Source organism: Gardnerella vaginalis, assembly GCF_001546455.1.
Taxonomy (GTDB): Bacteria; Actinomycetota; Actinomycetes; order Actinomycetales; family Bifidobacteriaceae; genus Bifidobacterium; species Bifidobacterium vaginale_B.
In genome coordinates, this window is sequence record NZ_KQ956813.1 from 217,309 (window position 1) to 241,952 (window position 24,644).

Genomic DNA, 24,644 nt, shown 5'->3' on the forward strand with positions numbered 1-24,644 from the left:
TTGGCCACAACTCCCCCAGTTATAGCCAACGCGGTTGCACAAAAAGTAGCACTAAGCGGCACAAAAATACTGCGATTACTAACACTACGGTTACGAACACTACGATTATACTTATTATTCTTCTTCATGATCAACCTTCTCAACGCACTAAGCGCTCACAAATTCACACCCAAGAAAATGCAAGCACAAATTATATGCATAAATCCTCTTGCATATTACACCCAAACGCATAAATACAACAATAGTATTCGCGTAAATAAGTATTTGTGTAAATAAGTATCCGTGTAAAATTCCGCGTAAAATTCCGCGTAAAATTCCGCACTTAAAGCGCGGTGCCGTGCTCGTCTAGGCGAGGATTGCGTTTAGCATTACTAAAGCTAAAGAACAGACCGAACACACCCAAAGCAAACAACACAGCAATCGTTACAACAAGCACCAACGGCTGACTTGGCAACCACATAAAAACCAAGAAGGCGAATGCAGAAAGCAAAAGCACAGCCCAAGAGCACACACCAATAACCTTACGAACAGTATTCCACGTATCATCTCCAGCCTGCGCGCGCTTAATATTGCGCTCCATCTTGTTTTGGCTTTGCGTAACGCTAGAAGATGGCTTCCAACCATCAACGCCATTTTCTTGGAGTCTTCTGGAATGTTCTTGCAGATTATATTCATCAATCATTCCGCCACGGCCGCGCCCGTTCGTTTGATCGTATTGAGACGGGATTCCCCTACGATTCTGCCTGGCTTTTGCTCTACGCTCCTTGCGGTTTGCCATGATTGATTCCTTTCTGCATTGAATTTTCACACAATATGAATCATTTTCACACAATACACATCATTTTAGCGCATCCAGACCATTTTGACACGCATCAACAATTCTTTCGATTAATAAATCGTTGAGCAGCCTACCTTTGCGCGTTGCAATAATACGATTCTCATTCAACACTGCTAAATCTTCTTTACACACTTCGATTAACATTTTTTGCAAATACGAATCGCTAAATCCGCAGTTATTTTTGCGCATCTTTGCACACAACTCATCAACACTAAGCCCATCTCTAATGCGCAACCCAAGCATTACCTCTTCTACTAACGCGTCCTCGTTATTTATGCACTCGTAATTTTGCCAAGGCACGTTTCCTGCATTAATCGCCTGAGCCCAGCGTTTTGGATGCAAAATATCCCAAGATCTAAGATTGTAAAACTTGCTTGAATCCGCCAAAATAGCACAATCATCCATGCTTTGCTTGCTAATGCCGCTCGCCGCATTGTAGTGCGAGTGCGCTCCAGGGCCAATTCCTGCCCAATCAATGTTCTTCCAATATCCAAGATTGTGACGAGACTCAAAACCAGGGCGCGCCCAATTAGAAATCTCATACCACTCTAGGCCAGCAGAACTAAAAAGACTATCTGCCAACTCGTATTTTGCGGCTTCATCATCGTCATCTGGCGCTTGAATTGTGCCAGCAGCAATTTGGCGACCCATTTTTGTGCGCGGCTCTACTGTTAGCGCATACGCAGAAACGTGGTTAACGCCCAGGCTCAAAGCCATTTCTACCGACTTTCGCCAATCATCCAAGCTCTCCCCTGGCGCGCCATAGATTAAATCAACACTCGAACGCAAGCCACAAGCGTTCGCCGCTTTAACTCCGCGCTCTACATTTTCTGGCGTATGCGTGCGGTCAAGCGTTTTTAGCACATGCGGCACAGCCGATTGCATTCCAAAAGATATTCGCGTAAATCCGCCTTCTGCAAGCTCCTGAATATAAGACTCGTCTGCAGTATCTGGGTTTGCTTCCGTAGTGACTTCCGCACCAGGTGCAATGCCCCATAATTCGCTGATTTCACGCAAAATTCGCACTAAATCGCACGCTTTAAGAACGGTTGGAGTGCCGCCGCCAAAGAAAACAGATTGCGCTTTAGGCTCAAAAATCCCGTGAAATTCCTGCCATTTTTTTACAAGACGCATCTCTCGAATCGCAACATCTGCATACCCACTTCGACTTGCGCCTTCGCCTAAATCTCTAGCTGTATAGGTGTTAAAATCGCAGTAACCGCAGCGTCGCAAGCAAAATGGCACATGCACATACACTTCAAAAGGCATGATTGAACGCGAATCTTCACTAAACTTGTTCGATTCAAAATTCAATATATGCCTCAGCCTTCGGATTTTTGAGCTGCGCGAATTTTATCTTTAGTGTCTCTGTCGTTTGCGCTATCGTCTGTAGCCAAAGCCGCAACAAACGCTTCTTGCGGAACCTCAACGTGCCCAAGCATCTTCATGCGCTTCTTACCAGCCTTTTGCTTTTCCAAAAGCTTGCGCTTACGCGTAATATCGCCGCCGTAGCACTTAGCGAGCACGTCTTTTCTAAGAGCACTAATCGTTTCGCGCGCAATAATACGCGAGCCAATCGCAGCCTGAATTGGAATCTCAAACTGCTGGCGAGGAATAAGCCCGCGAAGCTTCTTTGTCATCATAACGCCGTAAGAATATGCCTTATCTCGGTGAACAATCGCACTAAAAGCGTCGACCTTATCTCCCTGAATAAGAATATCTACCTTAACAAGATCTGCAGCCTGCTCGCCATCTTCGTGGTAATCCAGCGAAGCGTAGCCTTTTGTGCGGCTTTTAAGCTGATCGAAGAAGTCAAAAACAATTTCCGCAAGAGGAATTCTGTAGTGCATTTCCACGCGATCGGCACTGATGTATTCCATTGTGCCCATTTCTCCGCGATGATCTTGGCACAAATCCATAATCGCGCCAATAAAATCTTTTGGAGCAATTATGTCGGCAGCAACCATTGGCTCAATAATGCGCTTGATTTTGCCTTCTGGAAACTCGCTAGGATTAGTCACATGATGCTCACTGCCGTCTTCGCTTGTAACATCGTAAGTTACGTTTGGAGCGGTTGAAATAAGATCCAAGCCAAACTCGCGACTTAAACGCTCGGAAACAATCTCCATGTGCAACAAACCTAAGAATCCGCAGCGGAAGCCAAAGCCCAACGCCACGGACGTTTCTGGCTCGTAAATAAGAGCAGCATCGTTAAGTTTTAGCTTATCGAGAGCATCTCTAAGCTCTGGGAATTGCGCGTTATCGATTGGGAATAAGCCAGCGTAAACCATAGGCTTAGGGTCTCTGTAGCCCTCCAAAGGCTCAGATGCAGGGTGCGCAGCACTAGTAATTGTGTCGCCAACTTTAGACTGGCTAACGTCTTTTGCTCCTGTAATTACGTAGCCAACTTCCCCAGCTCCAAGCGCCTTTGTTGGAGTCATATCTGGGCTAATAACGCCGATTTCAATAGGATCGTGCGTCATGCCAATGCCCATCATGTGAAGCTTTTCACGCGATTTAAGCTCGCCATCCACCATACGAATATAGGTGACGATTCCGCGATAAGAGTCGTAGACGGAGTCAAAAATAAGCGCACGAGCAGCGGCATTAGGATTTCCACTAGGAGCTGGCACTTCTAGCACGATTTGGTCGAGAAGATCTTTTACACCTTCGCCAGTTTTGCCAGAAACGCGCAAAACATCGCTAGGCTTGCATCCAATTAAGCCAGCTATTTCTTCTGCATGCTTGTCTGGCTCCGCACTAGGCAAATCTATTTTGTTTAACACAGGAATAATCGTTAAATCGTGTTCGATTGCCATATAAAGGTTGGAAAGCGTCTGCGCTTCAATTCCCTGCGTTGCATCCACAAGCAAAACCGCACCCTCGCAAGCTGCAAGCGCACGCGAAACTTCGTAAGTAAAATCAACGTGACCTGGAGTATCAATCATTCCAAGCGAGTACTCTTTGCCGTCAAAAACCCAAGGAACTCGAACAGCCTGCGATTTAATAGTAATTCCGCGCTCTTGCTCAATATCCATGCGGTCCAAAAATCGGTCTCGCATCTCGCGCTCTGGCACAATTCCCGAAAGCTGCAAAATGCGATCCGCTACAGTAGACTTGCCGTGATCAATATGCGCAATAATGCAGAAGTTGCGTATCAGCGATTGATCCGTAAATCCTGGCTGGTTATGCGGTGTAATCAAAGCAAATATCTCCTTTAAATAAAATCGACTAGGCATTAAACCTGCAATTAATCAATGGTAGCAACTCGACTACCCAGAGGACTTATCCATAAACCATGCTATGCTTGCTCACTGTATGTCCTTAGTATAGCAAACGTCGTTTGGAGTAATAGTGGCAAACATTAAGTCGCAGAAAAAGCGCGTGCTCACCAATGAAAAGGCACACAAGCGTAACGTGGCAGTAAAGTCTGCTTTGAAGACTGCTATCCGCGCTACTCGCGAAGCCATTTCCGCTGGTGACAAGGCTGCTGCACAGGCTGCTTTTGCAGTGGCCTCTCAGAAGCTCGATAAGGCTGCAGGCCGTGGCGTGATTCACAAGAATCAGGCTGCAAACCGCAAGTCTGGTCTTGCTGTAGCAATCAACGCTCTTTAATATCGCATAATTGCGAATTGATTAGAGTTTAAAAAATCCCCGCTACCATTTGATTTCATTTGGCAACGGGGATTTTTGTATTCACAAAACAGTGCAAAAACTCACGAGCTAACGTGCATATTAAACTGAATATCTCCATAATTAGGCGTATGTATGCCAACGCCAAAGGCGATTATAGAGCCAAATGAATCTTTAACAATCGACTCAACAGTAAGCGCTGGCGTTTTTGGCTCAACATGCAAAAATTCAGACATATCGTCGCATAACTGTTCAACGCGAATTAATAAATCATTTTCGTAAAGCTTTACAGCATAATCACTTTCCAAGAAATTCACTATTGATTGCTTAGAAAAATCGATATTCAAAACCTTAGGGAATCTAGACGCCGAAAGATAAACAACAATATAACTTGATAAAACGTTATCAACGTATTTTAGTCGCTTTATGCAAATCAAATCTTCTGATTCATCTAAACCAAGCCTATGCGCAGCCGACTCATCTTTAACAATGCTGTTTTGAATAACCTTAATTCGCACATTTGCATTATCTTCGGAATAATTTTGATAGAACCCTTGAATCTGATCCGAAATAACTTCTCGATTAGAACTATGAACAATATTTTCTGCTCTAAAAGTTCCTTTTCCTTGGATTCTAACGAGCAAGCCTTCTAGAATCAAACTATCTACCGCATGCCTAAGCGTTATTCGACTAACATTGTATTGTTTGCACAATTCCAATTCTGTAGGGAGCTGCTCCTGCGGCTGCATTAAGTCAATGCGCTTTCTAAGGTTATCGCGCACTGCTATATATTTAGGTACACCTTCGGTCAAAATTCACTCTCCAAACAGAATGATTAAAAAAGCGTTGTAAGAATTGCCTAAAAATCATGATTTAAAGACAATAACCCCAAAACAATAATCCCAAGACAATGACTATAAGACAATGACTATAAGACAATTCTTACAAAACTGCTTTTTGACTATATATCAAATCTATATTATCAGCCTATTAGGTCAATATAAATTCGACGCGCCAGAAGCAAATTGATTACTACTGGCGATTTAACTTTTTGTTTTCTAAACGAGTCAACATTATTGACGACGCATAGAAAAGAACGTAGAAAATGGCAATTGCAACAATAATCAAAATTCTTCCGCCCGCAACGTTTGAATAGCCAAGTATTACGCCTGCCGCACCGAAGTCGGCGTCGGAATAGGTTGAATTTGCAGAGCCAATATGCCCCAAAACAGGCAAAAGAAGCAAAGGCAAGAATGTAATAACAAGGCCATTAACAAAACCGCCTATAATGCATCCTCTTCTACCTGCCTGACCATTGCTAAATACGCCAGTAACACCACCAGCCATAAAGTGCGCAACAATTCCAGGAATAACAACCGTTGTGCCAGCTAAAGCCATAATAACCATTCCAACGATTCCGCCAGCAAAGCTTGCTAAGAATCCAATAAGAACGGCGTTTGGAGCAAAACCAAAGGTCATAGGTGCATCCAGTGCTGGTTTAGCATTTTTAACCAATTTTTCGGATATTCCCTTAAATGCTGGAACAATCTCATCTAAAACAACCTGAACGCCTGCAAGGATAACAAAAACACCTGCAGAGAACATTGCTGCTTTAAGAATAACGAACACAATAAAGTTCTGGCCGCCAGAAAGCTTTGACTCAATAAACTCAGGGCCTGCAAAAAGAGCAACCACAACGTAAATAATGGCCATTGAAAGCGCAATCAAAACCGTAGTGTCTTTTAAGAATCCAAAGGCAGACGGGAACTTAATATCTTCGGTAGACTTAGACGGATGCTTTTTAGAACGAGTAAGCTTTGCAACTAAAGTTCCAATAAGAACACCACTGCTAGCTGGGTGACCAAGTGCTACGTCATCTTCGCCAGAAGCTTTACGCATAAACGACTGCACCAACGCTGGAGAAATCGTAATAAATAAGCCCTGTGCAAGAGAGCCGAAAATAATAACGGCTAAAGTGTTAAAACCTGCAACATTGAAGATTACTGCAATCATGCTAGCCATGTAGAAAGCAACATGACCAGTTAGATAAATGAATTTAAAACGAGATGTTAGGGAAAGTATAATGTTTACAATCATTCCAAAGAAGAAGATGAGAGCAGATTCCGAGCCGTACTTTAAAAGAACGGTTCCAATAATCGCCTCATTATTTGGAACTACACCTTGAACGTGGAAAGCATATTGGAACATGCTTCCAAACGGATCAAGCGCTTGAGTTACAACGCCAGAGCCTGCAGCCAAAACCAAGAATCCAACCATTGTACGAATAGAACCTTGCACAATGTTAGAAAAACTTTTGCCTTGAACCGCAAGTCCAATCAAAGAAATCATTGCAACTATTACAGCTGGTTGACGGAAAACATCGAGCAGTATAGACAAAATACCGTTCACAGTTCTCTCCTTATTTTGTATGTTAATATTTTTAGACGCATTTTGGCATGAAACGAAAATTACAAGAGAGATAGTGTAATTAACTAAGTCAAACCAGAATGCCCGAATTTATTTGATTCAAAAGTCATAATAATAGATAAGCCAAGACATAAATTTGTTATAATGTTATATTGAATTTTTGCTGATTTTCAGGCCAATCACAAATAAAATGAAAATTATTACGTATAATCACGATTTAACAGAAAATAATATAACAAAATCGCATATAAAGTGAAAATTTCTGGTTTTTCATTGAGCAATAACATAAAAATATGTGAAAATAATCACAATAATTGTGCTAAAAGACACGCCAGAACACACGCCAGAAACTACTCAATAATCCAGGCCAAACCAATCAAAACAGCTAAGAAAAGAAGATTCACAATTGTGTACATAAGCAAGTAGCGACCCTTATTATTAGGATACTTATGCGTAATGCTCTTGTACGAAATCAAAGACGCCATAGACGCAATAAGCGTTCCCATGCCGCCAAGATTAGTGCCAATAATAAGCATCTTCCATTGGTCGCAGAATCCAGAAAGCAAAATAGTTGTTGGAACGTTACTAATCATTTGACTAGAAACAACCGAAACTTCCATAGGGTGAGAACCAACCCACATTTGCGCAATCTCGGTAAATCCAGGAACCCTGCGCATGTTTCCAATAAAAATGAAGAACATTATAAACGTAAGAGGCAAAGCCCAATCCAAAGCACGGAACACATGCGAATCGCAAACAATAAAGGCAATAACAACTGCCAAAACCATAATCCAGTCTGGAATCCAGCCAGCTACTCCACACAAGCACAAAATAAACAAAAGACTGTAAACAATAACTCGCCATTGAGTAAAGCCAACACCATAGCCCATAACGCGAATCTCGTCTGGCTTAGGCGATTGAGCGTGCGGAGCCAAAACGCCCTGCTCAATGTCGTCTCCGTGCAAGCCTGCAAACTGATCTACTTTTCTAGAACTAAAGAACACAAACGCAAACGCAACCATAAGAATCGCAGCAGTAAGCGTGTACGGAGCCATAATAGAAAGAAAATCGTACGTAGACATTTTAGTAAGCGCTTTAAGATACAAATTGTGCGCATTGCCAATAGGAGTTAGCATACTGCCTACGTTTGCACCAATAGTCATTAAGGTAACAACAAGAATCGCATGCTTTTCGGCATTTGCCATCATTAAAACAGAAAGCGCAAAAGGAACAAAGGTTACAAGTGCAACATCGTTAGTAATAAGCATTGCCGAGAAAAACGTTAGAGACATAAGAACCAGAACTAATCCGCGCTCAGTTCTAACTCTTCTAAGAAGATTTGCGCCAATGCTTCTAAAAACGCCTATTCGCTGGAATCCGCAAACAACCATCATTAAGCAAACAAGCTGAGAAATAGTGTTTACGTGAATATAGCTAAAATATTGTGCATCGGGCGGAACAAAAAAGCAAGAAATAACAGCTAAAACGGCGGCAACAATAAGGATGGTCTCACATTTGACCAGATTCAGAAGCCAACGCCTCATCGTTCCTCCGTAACAAAAATACACAACTTATAAAATTGTATAAGAGACCCAATCCAAAGGGGCAAAAATTTCCGACCAAATCGTTGAAATAACAAGGCATATAGGCTCAAAAGTGCTTTAGTTTTGCCATAAAGCGAATAGGCAAAAATCCGCCCATTTTTGTGACACGCGCAAGCTGCACATGTCTTGCACGTATATATTATAAATGGAAAAGAAGTCGCAAGGCTAACAATCATATTAAGCACAAAGCGAGAAATGCAATTATGACGAATCAAGAATCGCAATCCCAAAAACAAGTGAGCCATAAAAGAAACACAGCAGACTTAATCGTGGAATGCCTTGTAAACGAAGGTGTTGAGGTTGTTTTTGGAATTCCAGGCGAAGAAAACATTCCGCTTTTAGAGGCAATTGAGCGAAATGGAAACATACACTTTGTGCTCACTCGCCACGAGCAAGGCGCTGGATTTATGGCCGCAACTTATGCGCATATTACTGGAAAGCCAGGCGTATGCTTGGCGACGCTGGGGCCTGGAGCGCTAAATCTTACGCTTCCTGTAGCTCAAGCCAATGCAAGCACAACTCCGCTTGTTGCAATATGCGCTCAAGGAAACGTTTCTAGACTTTACAAGGAATCTCACCAAATCATTGATTTAGTAGCATTATTCCAGCCAATTACTCAATGGTCTTCTATGATGCTTGCCCCAAGCACAGCTCCAGAAATGGTAAGAAAAGCTTTCTCAATCGCTCAAAGAAAGCGCCCAGGAGCAACCTGCCTTGTTATTCCAGAAGATATTAGCGAAATGAGTGTGCCAGAAGATGCAAAGCCACTTCCGCTTCCAAAGCCGTTACATATTCTTCCAGCTCCAGACACAATTTACGAAGCTGCTAAAATAATTAGCCAAGCAAAAAGGCCGATTATTCTTGCAGGAAACGGCGTTGCAAGAAGCCACGCTCAAGAACAGCTTCTAGATTTTGCAGAACAGCTTAATGTTCCAGTTGCAACAACGTTTGAAGGCAAAGGTGTGTTCCCAGATAATCACCCGAATGCTCTTGGCGTAGTTGGATTTATGCATAGAGATTATGAGAACTTTGCTTTCGATACAGCAGATTTGATTATTGCTGTAGGATTCTCAATTCAGCAATTTGACCCTAAGAAGATTAATCCAAATATTGACAAGACGATTATTCACATAAACACATTTGTTGAAGACACAGACGCTCACTACCCTACTGCGCTAAACATTATGGCAGATATTGGCCAAACGCTTAAAGCGCTTACGAGCGTGCTTAAAGATAGAAACGTTACTTTTGACGTAACTCACCCAAAGATTCGTCAAATGATTACAGACGAGTTGCGTTCGTTTGAAAACGATAATAGCATTCCTATGAAGCCTCAGCGCGTTGTTTACGATACTCGTCGTGCTGTTGCAGAAGGAACTAAGGTTCTTGTAGATACTGGCGCACTAAAAATGTGGATGGCAAGGCTTTACCCAACAATGCATCCAAATACGTGCATTATAGATAACAGTCTTTCTACAATGGCCTGGACTTTGCCTGGAGCTGTTGGAGCATCGTTTATTAAAGATAATAGTGGAAAAATCAACACAAAGCCTGTTCTTGCTGTTATGGGCGACGGCAGCTTTATGATGAACGTTCAAGAGATTGAAACCGCTGTTCGCGTTGGTTCTAGAATGGTGGTTTTGGTTTGGGAAGACAACGCGTACGGTTTGATTAAGTGGAAGATGGACTTGCACGCTGGAGAACACGAATACGTTGATTTTACTAATCCAGATGTTCCAAAGTTGGCGGAAAGCTTTGGCGCAAGAGGCCACGTTGTACAAAAGCCAGAAGACTTATACAACATGCTTAAAGAGGCTTTGGCTCAAGAAAGCGGTGTTGACGTTATATCTTGCCCAGTGGATTATAGCGAAAACATGAAGCTTATTGAAAAGCTTGGAGACATTGACTTTGGCAACTAAAGTATGTTGTAGATTGGTAAAAACAATTTTTGCTAATCTACAACATGCAAAGTACGATAAATGTAATTTTTATATTTTTCGGGATTAAGCCTACTACATATTTCAACATTCGGAGTTTTACCAGAGAAGAAATTAGCATCAACAAGAACTGAGCCATAACTTGGTCCAGGAGTTGCATCAACTTGGCAATAATATTTTGTGCACTCGCTTATACATTCAGGATATAACGCAGCGGCAACAGCAGATGGATCAGCCATATCTAGATAAGCATCCCCAAAACGGCTAACATTCATTTCCATTAATTCCCTATTACAATCAATAGCGAACTTACCGAGTTCTCCACTTTTGCGAATATTATCAATTTCTTGTGGATTCAGCATACATTCTCCCAAGCATGCGTCCCATCCAACAAACATAATATTTTTAAGACCAGAATCAACTAATATCTTTGCAGCTTCTGCATCTTGCCAAATATTGAATTCTGCTACAGGAGAAACATTTCCGCGGCCTAAACCAGCAGATCCCATAACGACTATGCGACCAACTTTTTTCATCGCTTCATAATCAACCTTAATAGCTAGAGCAATGTTAGTTAATGGCCCTAATGCAATAATGTCTATTTCACCATCTTCACTGTTTCTTAAAGTTTCAATCATTTTCAAAACAGCATTACCATTACTTTCTTTCAAGCGATGAGGCACTAGACCAATATCACCCATTCCATCTCTACCATGAGTTTCATGAGCATAAGCCAAATCGCGTAACAGCATGCTTCTACTTCCTTTATATACAGGTGGCTCATATGAACCAGCATGCTCGATAGTAGTAAGCGTATTAATAGTCGCTTGTTCCATGCACACGTTTCCCGATACAGTGCAAAACATTAATATCTCATATCTAGGATCATTCAAAGCCATGGCAATTGCCATAGCATCATCCGAACCACAATCTGTATCTATTATTATTTTCTTTTTAGAATCAATTTCTTTATTTTCCATAAACTCTCAACATCCTATCAATTAATAGAAACTGTAGTTTCAGATGCAACGTGAATACGCAATGAGCATAGCTGAAAAGGACGTAATTCTATATTTAACATGTCATTATTCTTGTGCAAAGCTGCAGGCATACCGTGCAACACGGGCATTTCCATAAGATCCACCTCTTCAATCGAAGCCGCACGCAAGATTTTATTGAGTTTTATTTGCCCACTTGCGCAGCCGCCAGCTGGCTCGTAAATACGCAAGATTATATCTCCAGAACAATCGTCAGCTAGCTTAACCCAATCTAATGCAATTAGACCTGAGTTTCTATGAATCGTAAACAGCGGATCTACATCTGGAAGCTTATCAATAATTGGCGAATTCAAAAAATCAGCTGTACTTAAAACTGAATCCATATTTGCATCAGCAATAAATGACCAAGTAAATTCGTGCTTACCTTGATCCGTATTTGGATCTGGGTAAAGAGGTGCAGAAAGCAAAGATAATCTAAGCATAGTTCCACAAGATGAAGAATAATCGCCAATCAGCTCAGCATCAGCGCCATAAGTAGACGAATTTACAACAGCAACAGCATACGAGGAATCTTCTATGCGAACAAACCTATGCGTGCATGATTCAAACTTTGCATCATCACTACGAGTATTTTTTACAATTGGCCTTTCAACTAAACCATATTGACACTCATATTGCGCATTATTTGAACATATAGATGTTGGCATATCTACTTTCAAAAATTGCTCTTTAGCTTTCCAATCAACTTGCGCATGAAAATCAAGTCGTTTAACACACGGCTCTAAAACTATATCTGTTTTAATCTTTATATCTTTTTTACATGCCAAGATTTCAACAGACACACCGCCCGATAAAAGTTCTTTAACACAAACAATTGAAGAATCATCAATCTTACGATTCCTCATAAATGCATCTCGCTCAATATCCCACGCATCCCACTGATACGGCTCATCTTTTAGTATCTCGTATTGCGCCATGCGATAACCAGATGGAATTAGCTCGCGATTAAATTTAATATCTTTAACAGAAGATACTGTGCCATCGCGTTCAATAGTCACACTTAAAACACTATTATTAAGAATTATCCCACCATCATTTTTGTGTTTTACAGTTGTTTTACTATTTTTACTGCTTTCATTGCATTGATATAAATTCCAAGCAACCTCATTTTTACCCGTATAAGTCAATAACTTTACATTTTCACGCATATTAATCGCGCTAATGGTGCCAGTCGCGCTGTTAGCTTTTACAATCGCATTAGCAATATCTGAAATAATTTTACGTAAAGAAGAAATATCTCTAGCATATTCTTCTCTAGCTTGCCTATGAACCCATGCAATAGCAGAGCCTGGAAGAATATCGTGGAACTGGTTCAACAATAAAGTCTTCCAAATTCTAGTAAGCTCATTGCTATTAAAACGGTATTCTGGCGCATAAACTCGGGCTAAAACAACAAGATATTCAGCCACACGCAACAATGATTCCTCCATGCGGCAATAGCGCTTCATATCTTGCTGAGAAGTAAGAGTTTTCCTGTGCAACTCTAGATAAAGCTCACCCTTAAACACTGGTGTATCACCATTTGAATCGTCAACAATATCTTTTCGTATTTTTTCAAACAACTCATCAGGAGTGCCAAAATCAACTCTAGGAGCCCCCTCTAAATTGCAATCACGCCTAATACGAGCAGTCATTTCGCGAGTAGGCCCGCCACCGCCATCGCCAAAACCGTATAGCAATATTGCGTGATCAGATAAATCTTTATCCAAAAAATTGCGTTGAGAATAAACTAACTCATGCATGCTCACAGATGAAGCATAAGTATTAGATGGAGGAAAATGAGCCAAAATCCTAGAACCATCTATTCCTTCCCAAAGGAAGGAATGATGTGGGAATTTAGTGGTATCGTTCCAAGAAATCTTTTGAGTTAAGAACCAATCAAAACCAGCGCGGCGAGCGATTTGAGGCAATGCGCCAGTGTAACCAAAACTGTCTGGAAGCCAAATGCCATGCGGATCGGCGCCAAGATGCTCCTTAAAATAGCGCTTACCAAAAGTCATTTGGCGAATTAAAGATTCACCGCATGGCATCATTACATCAGACTCAACCCACATACCTCCAACGGGTATAAAACGTCCTTCCTTAATCCTCTTTTTCATACGCTCAAACAAATCGGGATGCTCGTTTTCTAGCCACTCGTATTGTTGAGCAGAACTCATAGCATAAGTAAAATCAGGGTCCTCATCCATAAGAGCTAAAACGTTAGATATTGTGCGCGCAACCTTTCTATGAGTTTCGCGCACAGGCCATTGCCAAGCAGAATCAATATGAGCATGCCCAACAGCCGTATGCTTTATAGAGCTTGCTGCAGCAGGGCAACTTAATACATCATGCAACTCTTTACGAGCATTTTGAACAGTAGAAGAATCATGCTCATCATACGCATTTAAGGAGCGCTGTAAAGCTTTAGCCAGTTTCCAATAACGCGGATTATCATCGCTTAATTCGCACATCAAAGAACTTACAGTCTCAAGATCCATGTAATAATCAAAAATATTACGATTAAAAACAGTAACGTCAACATACTTCAACATATATTGACATTCGGTTTTTCCAGTAGCACGCTCTCCTAAATCAGTAGGAGAAAATGGAGTAGATCCTTCAACAAATGGATTGTCTGCAGCTTCTAAATATAAAGTAAAATTACCATTTTCATCAATACTAATCGAACGATTATTATGCTCATCAACCAACGGAACCCAATGATTACAAGGGTTTACAGCTTTGATAACTCTTCCATCAATGTTATACACTAATCCTTCTGCCTGAAAACCAGGGAAAAGATTGCTAATCCAACCTAAATCAACATTTAGCTCAACTTTGCGCCCTTTTACCTTTGAAAAATCAATCGACCCTGTAACTTCAAACCACGTTGTGCCCCAAGTTGTTCCCCAAACACCTGGAACATTAAATGAGCGAAACACAATATCGTTTCTTTTTAGCTTAGAAAAGAATTCGTTAGAAGAAATAGGTTCTCCAGCAATCTCATATGCTCGAATTTTACAGTGCGATAAAACAGTATTTATATACGGATATAGGCGTTGTTGCATAACTCTTGTACAGCGATTCAACTGCTGATCAGGTAATAAAAACATTGTTTCTACACTTCTTTCTTACATAGCTACACATTTATATATAAATCGCGTATCTCAGTATATAAAGACAAAACAAGTAATTGATACATCTTATAGAATTTGCGACTGAAGATTTTTGCGTGCAGATTCTAATCTAGTAATCTGCCCTAAAAGATTGAGCTTTTCACTTCCATTTTCTAGTTTGCTCATTTTAAGCTTAAGAGCGCCAATTTTACGCATAAAACCAACATCTAAAAGCTTAATAAGCAGCTCGTTTGCATACTTTTGCTCCTCTTCGCTAGGAACTCGCAAAAGGTCGGATGGAGATTCGCTTGTAGAAACACCACTCGAATCGTAAGCAGCCGAAGATCCAACTGCAGAAGACGCACTCAAGCCTTTATTAGAAGACAATGGAAGAGGCATTACCGAAAGCTGGTTAATAACTCCTTCTAACAATGGGCCTGCAGCCTTAGTAATAGTGTGCAGCCAAAGACCTTGGCTAATATTTGTGCTAGGCAAGCCTCCAGCTGCAACAAATGCTTGGAAAAGCGTTCTAAAAACTGGCGTAATAAAATTATTCAAAGTAAGTTGAGCAAAAAGCTGGCCGCTAAATGCTAGAGGAGACTGCATAAGAACAGCCATAAACTGCTGCTCGCACATAAACACAGAATCATCAACCTTGTAATAGCTTTGATTCTTGTACGCGCTTCTAAGCATGGCATTTCTGTTTGCAGCAGCGTTCATATTGGTGTTTGCGTTGGCACTAGCGGTGGAATTTCTAAGCATTGCTGATTGCGCAAAGTCGCTTGAGTAAGACCTGGAATAAGCGTCTTCGTCTACAACGTGCAATCGTCTTCTAGCAGACTCCACTTCCCTTCTCATAACGTCTAAATCAACACCAATATTTCTAACGGCTTTTCTAGTGTACAAATCAAGTAAAGACCTATCTCGAATTTGTGCAACAAGAGGAGCAACAGCCTTAACAGCGCCCATCTTTCCAGCTATAAACGACGTGTCAAAACGACGAATAACAGTGTCGATCACAAAATCGTAAAGCGGGTTGGCGCGTGCAATTAAAGAGCGAACGGCCTCGTCGCCACGCTGAATACGCAAGTCGCAAGGGTCTAAGTTGTTATCTGCAACAGCAACAAAAGTCTGTGTTAAAAACGCTGAATCTAAGCCAAAAGCGTGCAGAGCAGCTTTTTGACCAGCAGCATCTCCATCAAAAGTAAAAACAATACGCGAACTAACTTGCTGACCTTCTACTTTTACAGGCCCCACAAGCTGAATCGCTCCCAAAGAATCGTCTGCAATAAGACGACGAATAATCTTTGCATGTTCCGCACCAAAAGCAGTTCCGCAAGTTGCAACAGCTGTATCTACACCAGCTAAATGGCAAGCCATAACGTCTGTGTAGCCTTCCACAATCACAACTTGACGCTTTTTAACAATATTCGATTTAGCAATGTCAATTCCGTAAAGAACCTGCGTTTTTCGGTACAACACGGTATCTGGAGTGTTAATGTACTTTGCGCTAATGGAATCGTCGTCGTAAAGCTTTCTAGCGCCAAAGCCCAAAGTTCTGCCTGTAGAATCTCGAATAGGCCACGTTAATCTGCCGCGGAAATAATCGTAAATTCCGCGCTGACCTTGGCGTGCCAATCCTGCATCCAACAATTCCTGACGAGTAAAACCCTTATTAGACAAGTAGCGAACAAGATTATCCCAGCCGTTAGGCGCGTATCCGCAACCAAAACGCTCGCACTGCGCTTGAGTAAAATTGCGCCCTGCAAGCAAACTACGCGCTGGAGCTGCTTCTTTAGAGTTGATTTGAGACGCAAAGAAAAGCTGAGCTTCTTCGTTTGCTTCTATAAGACGAGCACGCTTGGAACCTTGGTGAGAATTATCTTTGCCTTCTTGCGATTGGTCATAATGAACTTCAATGTGGTATCGGTCTGCCAGCAGCTCTACTGCCTCGCGAAAATCAATGTTTTCTTTTTGCTCAACATATTTAAAAACGTCTCCGCCAGCACCGCAGCCAAAGCAATGCCAAACACCTAAACCTGGACGAACGCTAAAGCTAGGCGTTTTTTCATCGTGAAACGGGCAAAGCCCCACAAAAGTACCCGTTCCAGAAGGCTTAAGCGTAACAGTTGCAGAAACAATATCGTACAAATCTGCAGCCGCGCGTACGCGTTCAACGTCTTCCTTTACAATCATTCCAGCCATAATCTCTAGCTTATCGCAAACCAGCGGCTATAAAACACTCGCGCAAATAGACGCAGATTTAGCACAAAGCGGCATGAAGAGCTGTAGCAGATCCATCTGTAAGACTTGCCACCTGATCAATAGCAACCCTTAAACGCTCATCTTCGCTAGAGCAAGCGTTCCAATCACTTATAAACACAGATTCCATAGCATCGTGCGCTCGCGGAGATTTGCTCATAAAAACCTCCACCAAATCCGTTAGGATTTTTTGCTCACGCCTATAAAACTCGCGCTCCCTAGGCTGGATTATAAAATGCACAGCCAAACTTTTTAGAACGATTATCTCGTAAGATGTTTCTGGCGGAATAACAATGTTTGCACGATAGCGTATTAAGGCGCCGTTGCCGTATTTTTCTCGAGTTGCGCGCTCAACAGAGCTTGCAAACCTGCCGATTAAAGCGCTAGTAATGTTCTTTAAGTGTGCAAGCGATCTTCTAGAACCATCAAACGAATCTGGGAACATATTGCGAGCGCGTAAACGCTTAAAAGCAGCTAAAAGATTATCCGCATCCCACTGAGTTCCGTACCAATTATGAGCTTCTTGAATAACCTGATCTGCAACATTTGAATCCGAAACAAGCTCTGGATTAAAAGCTCCCGTAACAATTGCATCTTCAATATCGTGAACACTGTATGCAATGTCGTCGGAAAGATCCATAATCTGGCACTCAATAGGCTTCGATTCGCGCGGAGAGCCAGTTTTTAGCCAATTAAAAACTTCCCTGTCGTCTGGGTAAACGCAGAATTTTAAATCGCGCTCGCCTTTATCGTGCGCTTTTGCTTCATCAAGACCCCAAGGATATTTAACGGCTGCATCTAATGCTGCACGCGTAAGATTTACGCCTGCACTAGCGCCATTTTCTCTAAAAACTTTAGGCTCTAAACGTGTTAAAAGCCTAAGAGTTTGTGCGTTTCCTTCGAATCCGCCAATGTTGCTGGCGATTTTTGCAAGCGCGCGCTCGCCATTATGCCCAAAAGGCGGGTGACCCAAGTCGTGAGACAAACATGCACAATCTACAACGTCTGGGTCTGCTCCAAGCATTGAAGCGATTTGTCTGCCAATTTGCGCAACTTCTAATGTGTGCGTTAATCGCGTGCGAGCAAAATCGTCGGAGCCTGCTACAAGTACCTGACTTTTTGCGCCAAGTCTTCTAAGCGCCGAAGAGTGGATTATTCTGGCTCTATCTCGCTCAAATGGCGTGCGAGCGCGAGTGTGGTGAGGCTCACTTGCCCAACGCTCTGTATCGTGCAAATCGTATTCTCCAACAACTTCGTTATCGGAATCAATAACATCATCGCACATTAAAAACCTCCTCCACAAATCGCTAAATCACTAAATCAACAATCGCTAAATCGCTAAATCAAGCTCTTTTGGTCTAACATTTTTATGTCTTCTTTTGGCAGAACTTCGTAAGCATTTTTATACAATCTAGGAACTCTAGGGCCAATCCCCGTCATAATCTCGTAGCTTATTGTTCCTGCGGCTGCTGCCCAATCGTCTGCCGTTGGCTCCGCATATTCTAAGCCTCTTCCTGGGCCAAAAAGCCTGACTGTGTCTCCTTCTTTAACTCCAAGATCTTTAGCACTGCCATTTAAGTCAACAATAAACTGATCCATGCAAACACGCCCCGAAACATGCAAAAGCAAAGGGCCATTTTTAGTTTCAAATCGAACTGGACCTCCAGGCTTATTAACATGCCTTGATCCTTGCATATCGAATCCGCTAGAAGCGCGCAAAATGCCATCCGCATACCCGAGTGGAACTATTGCTGTGCTTGTATTGTCTGGTGTTAAATATGTGCGGCCGTACGAAATTCCATGCCCCGCTTCTACGGATTTAACTGTTCCTAGCTGCGCTTGCAAAGTCATAGCTGGACGCAAATCGTAAGTTTGAGGCGCTCCCATAACGGGGTCTGGCTCATATCCGTACAATCCAATTCCTGGGCGAACAAGCTCAAATCGTATTTCTGGCCTGTTAAGAGTTGCAGCCGTATTAGCTAAATGGCGAATTTTAGGCGCCAAACCAGCCTCGCGCATTCTTTGAGTAAAATCGTGGAATTGCTCAATTTGCCTATCTGTAGACGCCACAAACTCTGGAACATCTGGGCAATCAGCAACAGCCAAATGACTCCACTGGCCAATAACCTCAATTAATCCTTGACTAGAATATTCACTAAGTTTTTTTAAAGCATCACTAAAGCCAGCAGGCGTAAAACCGTTTCTGCCAAATCCTGTATCTACCTTAACGTGCACGCGAGCGGTAGCGCCAAGCGATTTAGCGGCGAGCGCAACAGCGTCAATTGAATCCAGCGAGCCAACAGAAATATCAATATCCGCGTTTATTAAATCCGCAAAAAGAGACGTTGGAGCACTGGTAAGCCACGTAAGAATACGGCATCTGCTTGAGTCAATTCCACATTTACGAAGACGCAAAGCCTCGTAAGGCTGAGCTGTACCAAGCCAAGTCGCTCCCCCTGCAAGAGCTGCAAGGGCGCTAGGAATAAGCCCGTGACCATAAGCGTCTGCTTTAACAACTCCCATAACTGCTGGCGATTTTTGCCCAGGCTTCAAATCTTTAGAAACACGCTCAACAAGAGTTCGCATATTATCTCTTAGCGCTTTTAAATCTACGATTACCTGCCCCGGGTATGTGCTTAAGGCGCGAGCATAGTTTTCTTGCAAAATCGCTTGTATACTCGAATTTTTACACATATCTTGCGCCTTTACTTTTAGTTTTAGTTTTACGTTTACTTTTATATCTACTATATATGCAAGTATTTTTGACTTACATTTCAATACTGCTAATACTTCTAATACCGTATTACATGATTATGCGAGCGCAACCATTGATACGCGATTCTAGTTGCACTATGCGCGCGATTTGGAATTACAACAAGACCACACTTGCTAAAGCCTTCTCGCAAAATAACTTTTTGCATAATCAAGTTGTCGGGATGAGTGTCGATTCTAACATTAGAGTAGTTGCTCTTGGCCCATTTTAAACACTCTCTTGCCATTTTTGGCTTGACTCCCGAAGATGCAAGTCTATGGATTGTAACGTATGGCAAAACGTCATCTAGCCACGCTCCGTCAATCTTTGCGTAGACTTCATCAGTCCCTTCGCACAGTGCAAATTGTGCCAAAATGCGCTCTTCTCCAAAGTCTGGGTCCGTGTCTACAAGAAGATTAAAACGGTTCAAACGAATATCTTCTATAACACTAGATGTTAGAGGAAAACGATCTCCCCATTGATGAGGATTGCCATTATTTGCCATAAACACTCTTGCTCTCTTATAAATATTTTCAATATCTTTTAGATCGCTAAGAGTTGCTTTCCTCAATCTTATTTCACACATACACCCCCCTATGCTTAGAATATGGCGATTTTACAGTATTACACAAGCAACGCAGCAAATCACACAATCTTGCGCTCAAAAGGATCGGAGCTAATGCCCTTGTCTAAAATATCTTTGCACCATTGACGCGCACCAAACAAGCTGTGGTCGCGGTAGTTTCCGCAAGACTCAATTGTTGTAGCTGGAACATCTTCCCATGTTGCCTTAAACGCAATAAACTCAAGCGATTCCTTTAGTGCGCGCGCAACATCTTCCGTGCTATGCGTACCCCAAGTTAAAAGGTGGAATCCTGTACGGCAGCCAAACGGAGAGCAATCAATGTAGCCTTCAATGCGCTGGCGCAAAAGAACAGCAATCGTGTGCTCAATCGTATGCAAAGCTCCCGTAGGAATAGCCTCTTGGTTAGGCTGAGTTAGGCGAATATCGTAGTTGGAAATAACATCTCCATTAGGGCCTTTTTGCGTATCAATATAGCGAACATAAGGAGCCTTAACCTTAGTGTGATCAAGCTCAAAGCTTTCTGGGCGAGGTGTTGGCTGGTTGTTTTGATTTTCGCTCATTTTATCCATCCTAACTTGTATTCCATGCGCAAAATATATGCGCAAAATCCATGCGTAAATAACGATTACTAAATAATATTAGACGCTATTGTTACCAAACACACATAAAATACGTAAAATACGTAAAATACATAAAAGCGAATTTAAAATGTTTTTTTATTTGCCACAAATGATTACAAAGTAGCAGCATCAATAAGCTCGCGAGTGTAACTGTGTTTTGGATTAGTCAAGATTTGGCTTACAGGACCCGACTCAACAACAGCGCCATCTTTTAGAACAACAACGCTAGACGCTAAATGCTGAATCATACCAAGATCGTGGCTAACAAAAATGCAAGCCATACTAGGGCGTTCTACGCGAATCTTAGCAAAAGCATCTAGGATTCTAGTGCGCTCTGCAACATCGATTGCACTCATTGGCTCGTCTGCAATTAAAACTCTAGGATTATTGATTAACGCACGCGCAATTGCAACGCATTGAGCTTGACCACCAGAAAGCTGGCAAGGGTACCTTAAAGCAAAAATGCTAGGGTCTAATCCAACCAGATTCAAAGCATCAAAAACCCTGGAATTAACGGCTTCTTCGCTAATGTGCTCGCTTTTACGCCATATTTCAAGCGGCTCAGCAACGCTTTTTTTAACTTGCCAACGAGGGTCTAAAGCGGCAAAAGGATGCTGAAACACAAGCGAACATTGTTTTCGCATATTTACATAAGCAGAGTCTTTTAAGCTTGATTTTCTAGCATTTTCAACGGTTTCAACCGATTTTCCGCAGTATTCTATACTCCCCTGGCGTATTTCTTGCAATCCAAGCAAAGACCTAATCAAAGTTGTTTTACCACTTCCAGATCCGCCAATTAATGCTAAAGACTCGCCAACTCTAAGATTAAAGTCAACGCCTTTTAATGCTTCGACGCGAGTCTTTGCGCTTCCTAAAACAACATGAACGTTTTTAGCTTTAAAAATGCAATCATCTTTAGAAGAATCGCTTTTATCTAAATCGCTTTTACCTAAATCGCTTTTATTACTGAGACTTAAATCATTGTTATAAGAACTCGAAGAATTTTTACTAAGACTTAAGGCGCGAGCTGCAAAAACAAGCTTTCGAGTTGAATCAATCTTAGGATTCTCTAGCAAATCGCCAACACGCGCACTATCGACTAATCGCCCAGAATCCAAAACGTAACAACGCGTAGCAGCGCTAGAAAGCACAGAAAAATCGTGAGTAACAAAAAGCATTGAAGCGCCCATATTGTCAACTAAAGATGTGAGCATTTTTACAACATCTTTTTGCGTAACAGAATCAAGAGCAGTGGTTGGCTCGTCTGCAAGAATCAACTTAGGGCATGTTATAAGAGCTGTAGCAATGCCAACTCGCTGCATTTGCCCGCCCGAAAGCTCAAAAGTACGCTTATTTAAAACATTGGCACCTAAACCAACTTTTTCAAGCATGACTTTAACGCGATTTTGAATATCGTCTTCGTCTAAATTGTAATGAAGCCTAAGAGGTAACGCGATTTGCTCGCTAACACTCATAACGGGGTTAAGAGCGCGATCCGCTTGCTGAAAAACAACGCCAACATACTTGCCGCGAATACGCGCAAGCGCAGAATCGTTAGCGCCAACAGTTTGAGCATTGCCAACATGGCAAGAGCCAGTAATCTTGCAATTAGACGGCACTAGGCCAATCGCAGCTCTTAAAAGCATTGATTTACCAGAGCCAGAAGATCCAACTAATCCAACGCGCTCGCCATCTTTAACGTTAAGCGAAACATTACTTAAAATGCGAGAAGATCCAATGCTAAGTGATAATCCTTTTATATCAAGACTCATTCTTAGACTCCCTATTTGCTGGATTTGTAGCACTTCTTAAAACGTCGCCAAAAAGATTAAGAGACAAAACTGTTAATGTAACAATAAGACCAGGCCAGAGAGCTGCAAGAGGATAAACGTGAATCAAAGTAACCGAAGTAGAAAGCACACGACCCCAGCTCGGCACTCCCGAAGGAACGCCAACACCAAGATAAGTCAATCCGCTTTCCGCCAAAATAACAGTTCCTGCAGAAAGCGAAAGCTGAACGGAAGCGATTGGCAAAATATTAGGAAAAACATGCTTTAAAAGAACGTAGCTTCTGCTAGCGCCATTAGAAACAGCACAATCAACGTAGTTGGACTTAAGAACAAGAACAGCACTTGGATGCAAAATACGCGCAAGATTTAAGCCGTAGCCAAATCCACATGCAAGCATGATTACAAGAACGGATGCCCCAAGAGGCACAGCAAGCATAAGAGCAATCAAAACCGTTGGAATAGAGATTAAGGCATCCACAGCCATAATGCTTACGGAACGAATTTTTTGAACGCGGCAAATCGTAAAGCTTAAAATCACAAACCCAACAACGCTTGCAATCGCAACCGTTGAAATAACAAGCAAAATCTCTACTCTAGAACCAGCCATAAGCCAACTAAGCATATCGGCACCAGTGCCGTCTGTGCCAAGCCAATGCTTTAGAGAAGGCTTTTGCCATACCTGGTAGCCGTTTGTTTCTAGAAGAGAGTAGGGCGTCCACACAAAAGAAAGTGCGGCTACAAAAATCCACAAGCCCAAAACAATGCACACGAATTTTCCAATAACTCCGCTCCAAATGCGGCTTAAAAACTTAATCATTGCTTGAATTGCCCCCACTTAAATCACTCCCCACTTGAATCTTGGCTAAGCCTTGAATCTAGCAAACGATGCAAAACGTCAATCGCAAAACCAACAAGCAAGAACAATGCAGAAAGCATAAAAAGATTGCCCTGAACAGATATAAGATCACGCAAACCAACATCGCGCACAAGACCCATGCCCATTCCAGGAAGAGAAAACAGATTTTCAATAACCATTACGCCCATAATCATGTGCGCAAAAGTCAAGCCGATTACAGACACAAGCTGCGGCAAGGCTAATCGCAAGCCAACGCGCCAAATCATCTGCTTTTTAGTCATTCCGCAAGCCAAAGATTGCAAAGCAATATCACTATTAGAAATCTGCTCTAACGAGGCCGCCGTGTATCGCATAAAACCAGATCCAACAATAATTCCCACTGTTAATGCTGGAAGAATCAAAGACGAAAATGCGCTAGCAAAATCACACCAGCCATCTGTTGGAAAACCTTGAGTAGGGAAAATGCCAACCAATCCAATGCCTTTGCCAAAAATCATGATTAAAAGCATTCCGCCCCAAAGAGCAGGAATAGAGCCGCCTGTAATTGCGCAAAAGCGCAAAAATCCTTGCAAAGACTTGCCAGAATACAAAACTTGCAAACATCCCAGCGGAATGCCTATTGCGAGCGCAATCAAAAGTCCAAGAAAAATAAGAGGGAATGTTATGCTAGCGCGCATAGCAATCGTGGATGTAACGGAGCGACCCGTAAGCATTGAAACGCCAAAATCGCCTCTAAAAACGCCAAAAATCCACTCTAAATATTGCATTAAAAGGGGCTTGTTTAAGCCTAAATCGCGCCTTAACTGCTCAACTTTTCCAGCTGGCGCATTTAAGCCTGCCATAACTTGAGCAACATCTCCAGGTAAAACCCTAAGAGCAAGAAATACGATTGCAGAAATAAACAACAAAGCAGCAAAAAACAGCGCAATGCGTCTAAGAATCATGCGCTTCATACAAACCCCTTACTTAATTTAATATTCCCGAGAATTTCCGCACTAACTCCGCTTTTTGTAGCTCTACACACCATTTTGAGCTACAAAACCCGTCAAATCGTTCGCGCGTTACAGCGCGCTCACGTCTTCGCCGCGCAGAAGCAGTGCTTCTGCCTCGAGCGGCTCAGCGCTCCGAATTACCTTCGCGCGCTACGCTTTAAGCGCGAAGGCAGGTCGTCGCGCCTGCTTTT

Annotated in this window: 18 protein-coding genes; 2 read left to right on the forward strand and 16 right to left on the reverse strand. The window is 42.2% G+C overall.

The annotated features are described in order from the left end of the window. Positions 1-322: 322 nt before the first annotated feature. The 3 genes from HMPREF3216_RS02425 to lepA are packed head-to-tail and all read right to left on the reverse strand — an operon-like array spanning position 323 to position 4,041. Positions 323-778, reverse strand: coding sequence for a tripartite tricarboxylate transporter TctB family protein (locus HMPREF3216_RS02425; RefSeq protein WP_060786776.1), 456 nt, complete (start codon positions 776-778; stop codon positions 323-325). Between the two features lie 60 nt (positions 779-838). Beyond that, positions 839-2,107, reverse strand: a complete 1,269-nt coding sequence (gene hemW, locus HMPREF3216_RS02430; RefSeq protein WP_060786809.1) for a radical SAM family heme chaperone HemW — start codon at positions 2,105-2,107, stop codon at positions 839-841. Positions 2,108-2,160: 53 nt separating this feature from the next. Beyond that, a complete protein-coding gene (gene lepA, locus HMPREF3216_RS02435) occupies positions 2,161-4,041 on the reverse strand; it encodes a translation elongation factor 4 (RefSeq protein WP_060786808.1) in 1,881 nt (626 codons plus the stop codon). Between the two features lie 151 nt (positions 4,042-4,192). Here lepA and rpsT point away from each other — a divergent pair, with 151 nt between their 5' ends. Then, positions 4,193-4,453, forward strand: coding sequence for a 30S ribosomal protein S20 (gene rpsT / locus HMPREF3216_RS02440; protein WP_004130697.1), 261 nt, complete (start codon positions 4,193-4,195; stop codon positions 4,451-4,453). A gap of 101 nt (positions 4,454-4,554) precedes the next feature. On the opposite strand, the gene HMPREF3216_RS02445 is transcribed toward rpsT, so the two are convergent. The 3 genes from HMPREF3216_RS02445 to HMPREF3216_RS02455 all read right to left on the reverse strand — a co-directional run bounded on the left by HMPREF3216_RS02445 (position 4,555) and on the right by HMPREF3216_RS02455 (position 8,442). Beyond that, a complete protein-coding gene (locus HMPREF3216_RS02445; protein ID WP_060786777.1) occupies positions 4,555-5,283 on the reverse strand; it encodes a GntR family transcriptional regulator in 729 nt (242 codons plus the stop codon). Positions 5,284-5,503: 220 nt separating this feature from the next. Further along, complete coding sequence (locus tag HMPREF3216_RS02450) at positions 5,504-6,880, reverse strand: PTS ascorbate transporter subunit IIC (RefSeq protein ID WP_060786778.1); 1,377 nt, start codon at positions 6,878-6,880, stop codon at positions 5,504-5,506. Positions 6,881-7,248: 368 nt separating this feature from the next. After that, a complete protein-coding gene (locus HMPREF3216_RS02455) occupies positions 7,249-8,442 on the reverse strand; it encodes an SLC13 family permease (RefSeq protein ID WP_060786779.1) in 1,194 nt (397 codons plus the stop codon). 263 nt (positions 8,443-8,705) lie between these two features. On the opposite strand from HMPREF3216_RS02455, the gene HMPREF3216_RS02460 reads away from it, so the two are divergent. Beyond that, the gene (locus HMPREF3216_RS02460; protein WP_060786780.1) at positions 8,706-10,421 is read left to right on the forward strand and encodes an acetolactate synthase large subunit; all 1,716 of its coding nucleotides are present in this window, start codon (positions 8,706-8,708) and stop codon (positions 10,419-10,421) included. 32 nt (positions 10,422-10,453) lie between these two features. Here HMPREF3216_RS02460 and HMPREF3216_RS02465 read toward each other — a convergent pair whose 3' ends face one another. The 10 genes from HMPREF3216_RS02465 to HMPREF3216_RS02510 form a co-directional block, all read right to left on the reverse strand. Next, a complete protein-coding gene (locus HMPREF3216_RS02465) occupies positions 10,454-11,419 on the reverse strand; it encodes a nucleoside hydrolase (RefSeq protein WP_060786781.1) in 966 nt (321 codons plus the stop codon). Between the two features lie 17 nt (positions 11,420-11,436). Continuing rightward, complete coding sequence (locus HMPREF3216_RS02470; RefSeq protein WP_060786782.1) at positions 11,437-14,592, reverse strand: alpha-mannosidase; 3,156 nt, start codon at positions 14,590-14,592, stop codon at positions 11,437-11,439. A 90-nt stretch (positions 14,593-14,682) separates the two neighbouring features. Further along, complete coding sequence (dnaG, locus tag HMPREF3216_RS02475) at positions 14,683-16,800, reverse strand: DNA primase (protein WP_060786783.1); 2,118 nt, start codon at positions 16,798-16,800, stop codon at positions 14,683-14,685. Between the two features lie 58 nt (positions 16,801-16,858). Beyond that, positions 16,859-18,142, reverse strand: a complete 1,284-nt coding sequence (locus HMPREF3216_RS02480; RefSeq protein ID WP_060786784.1) for a deoxyguanosinetriphosphate triphosphohydrolase — start codon at positions 18,140-18,142, stop codon at positions 16,859-16,861. 53 nt (positions 18,143-18,195) lie between these two features. Further along, positions 18,196-19,551: an alanine racemase gene (gene alr, locus HMPREF3216_RS02485; RefSeq protein ID WP_060786785.1), complete on the reverse strand. Its 1,356-nt coding sequence runs from the start codon at positions 19,549-19,551 to the stop codon at positions 18,196-18,198. A 98-nt stretch (positions 19,552-19,649) separates the two neighbouring features. Continuing rightward, positions 19,650-20,195 (reverse strand): histone acetyltransferase, encoded by a 546-nt coding sequence (locus HMPREF3216_RS02490; protein WP_060786786.1) that lies wholly within the window; start codon positions 20,193-20,195, stop codon positions 19,650-19,652. A gap of 59 nt (positions 20,196-20,254) precedes the next feature. Further along, positions 20,255-20,755: an S-ribosylhomocysteine lyase gene (locus HMPREF3216_RS02495; protein WP_060786810.1), complete on the reverse strand. Its 501-nt coding sequence runs from the start codon at positions 20,753-20,755 to the stop codon at positions 20,255-20,257. 173 nt (positions 20,756-20,928) lie between these two features. Next, on the reverse strand, positions 20,929-22,587 hold the full coding sequence (locus HMPREF3216_RS02500; protein ID WP_060786787.1) for an ABC transporter ATP-binding protein: 1,659 nt from the start codon (positions 22,585-22,587) through the stop codon (positions 20,929-20,931). Then, entirely contained in the window at positions 22,577-23,422 is an 846-nt protein-coding gene (locus HMPREF3216_RS02505; protein ID WP_060786811.1) for an ABC transporter permease, read from the reverse strand. Before HMPREF3216_RS02505 ends, HMPREF3216_RS02500 begins: the two co-directional genes overlap by 11 nt. A gap of 23 nt (positions 23,423-23,445) precedes the next feature. Next, the gene (locus HMPREF3216_RS02510) at positions 23,446-24,414 is read right to left on the reverse strand and encodes an ABC transporter permease (protein WP_060786788.1); all 969 of its coding nucleotides are present in this window, start codon (positions 24,412-24,414) and stop codon (positions 23,446-23,448) included. Between the last annotated feature and the right edge of the window lie 230 nt (positions 24,415-24,644).

Excerpts from the sequence above, each read along its gene's own strand:
- HMPREF3216_RS02425 (WP_060786776.1), bottom strand. The coding sequence starts at position 778 with ATGGCAAACCGCAAGGAGCGTAGAGCAAAAGCCAGGCAGAATCGTAGG.
- hemW (WP_060786809.1), bottom strand. The coding sequence starts at position 2,107 with ATGCCTTTTGAAGTGTATGTGCATGTGCCATTTTGCTTGCGACGCTGC.
- HMPREF3216_RS02455 (WP_060786779.1), bottom strand. The coding sequence starts at position 8,442 with ATGAGGCGTTGGCTTCTGAATCTGGTCAAATGTGAGACCATCCTTATT.
- HMPREF3216_RS02460 (WP_060786780.1), top strand. The coding sequence starts at position 8,706 with ATGACGAATCAAGAATCGCAATCCCAAAAACAAGTGAGCCATAAAAGA.
- HMPREF3216_RS02465 (WP_060786781.1), bottom strand. The coding sequence starts at position 11,419 with ATGGAAAATAAAGAAATTGATTCTAAAAAGAAAATAATAATAGATACA.
- HMPREF3216_RS02470 (WP_060786782.1), bottom strand. The coding sequence starts at position 14,592 with ATGTTTTTATTACCTGATCAGCAGTTGAATCGCTGTACAAGAGTTATG.
- dnaG (WP_060786783.1), bottom strand. The coding sequence starts at position 16,800 with ATGGCTGGAATGATTGTAAAGGAAGACGTTGAACGCGTACGCGCGGCT.
- HMPREF3216_RS02480 (WP_060786784.1), bottom strand. The coding sequence starts at position 18,142 with ATGTGCGATGATGTTATTGATTCCGATAACGAAGTTGTTGGAGAATAC.
- alr (WP_060786785.1), bottom strand. The coding sequence starts at position 19,551 with ATGTGTAAAAATTCGAGTATACAAGCGATTTTGCAAGAAAACTATGCT.
- HMPREF3216_RS02490 (WP_060786786.1), bottom strand. The coding sequence starts at position 20,195 with ATGTGTGAAATAAGATTGAGGAAAGCAACTCTTAGCGATCTAAAAGAT.
- HMPREF3216_RS02495 (WP_060786810.1), bottom strand. The coding sequence starts at position 20,755 with ATGAGCGAAAATCAAAACAACCAGCCAACACCTCGCCCAGAAAGCTTT.
- HMPREF3216_RS02500 (WP_060786787.1), bottom strand. The coding sequence starts at position 22,587 with ATGAGTCTTGATATAAAAGGATTATCACTTAGCATTGGATCTTCTCGC.
- HMPREF3216_RS02505 (WP_060786811.1), bottom strand. The coding sequence starts at position 23,422 with ATGATTAAGTTTTTAAGCCGCATTTGGAGCGGAGTTATTGGAAAATTC.
- HMPREF3216_RS02510 (WP_060786788.1), bottom strand. The coding sequence starts at position 24,414 with ATGAAGCGCATGATTCTTAGACGCATTGCGCTGTTTTTTGCTGCTTTG.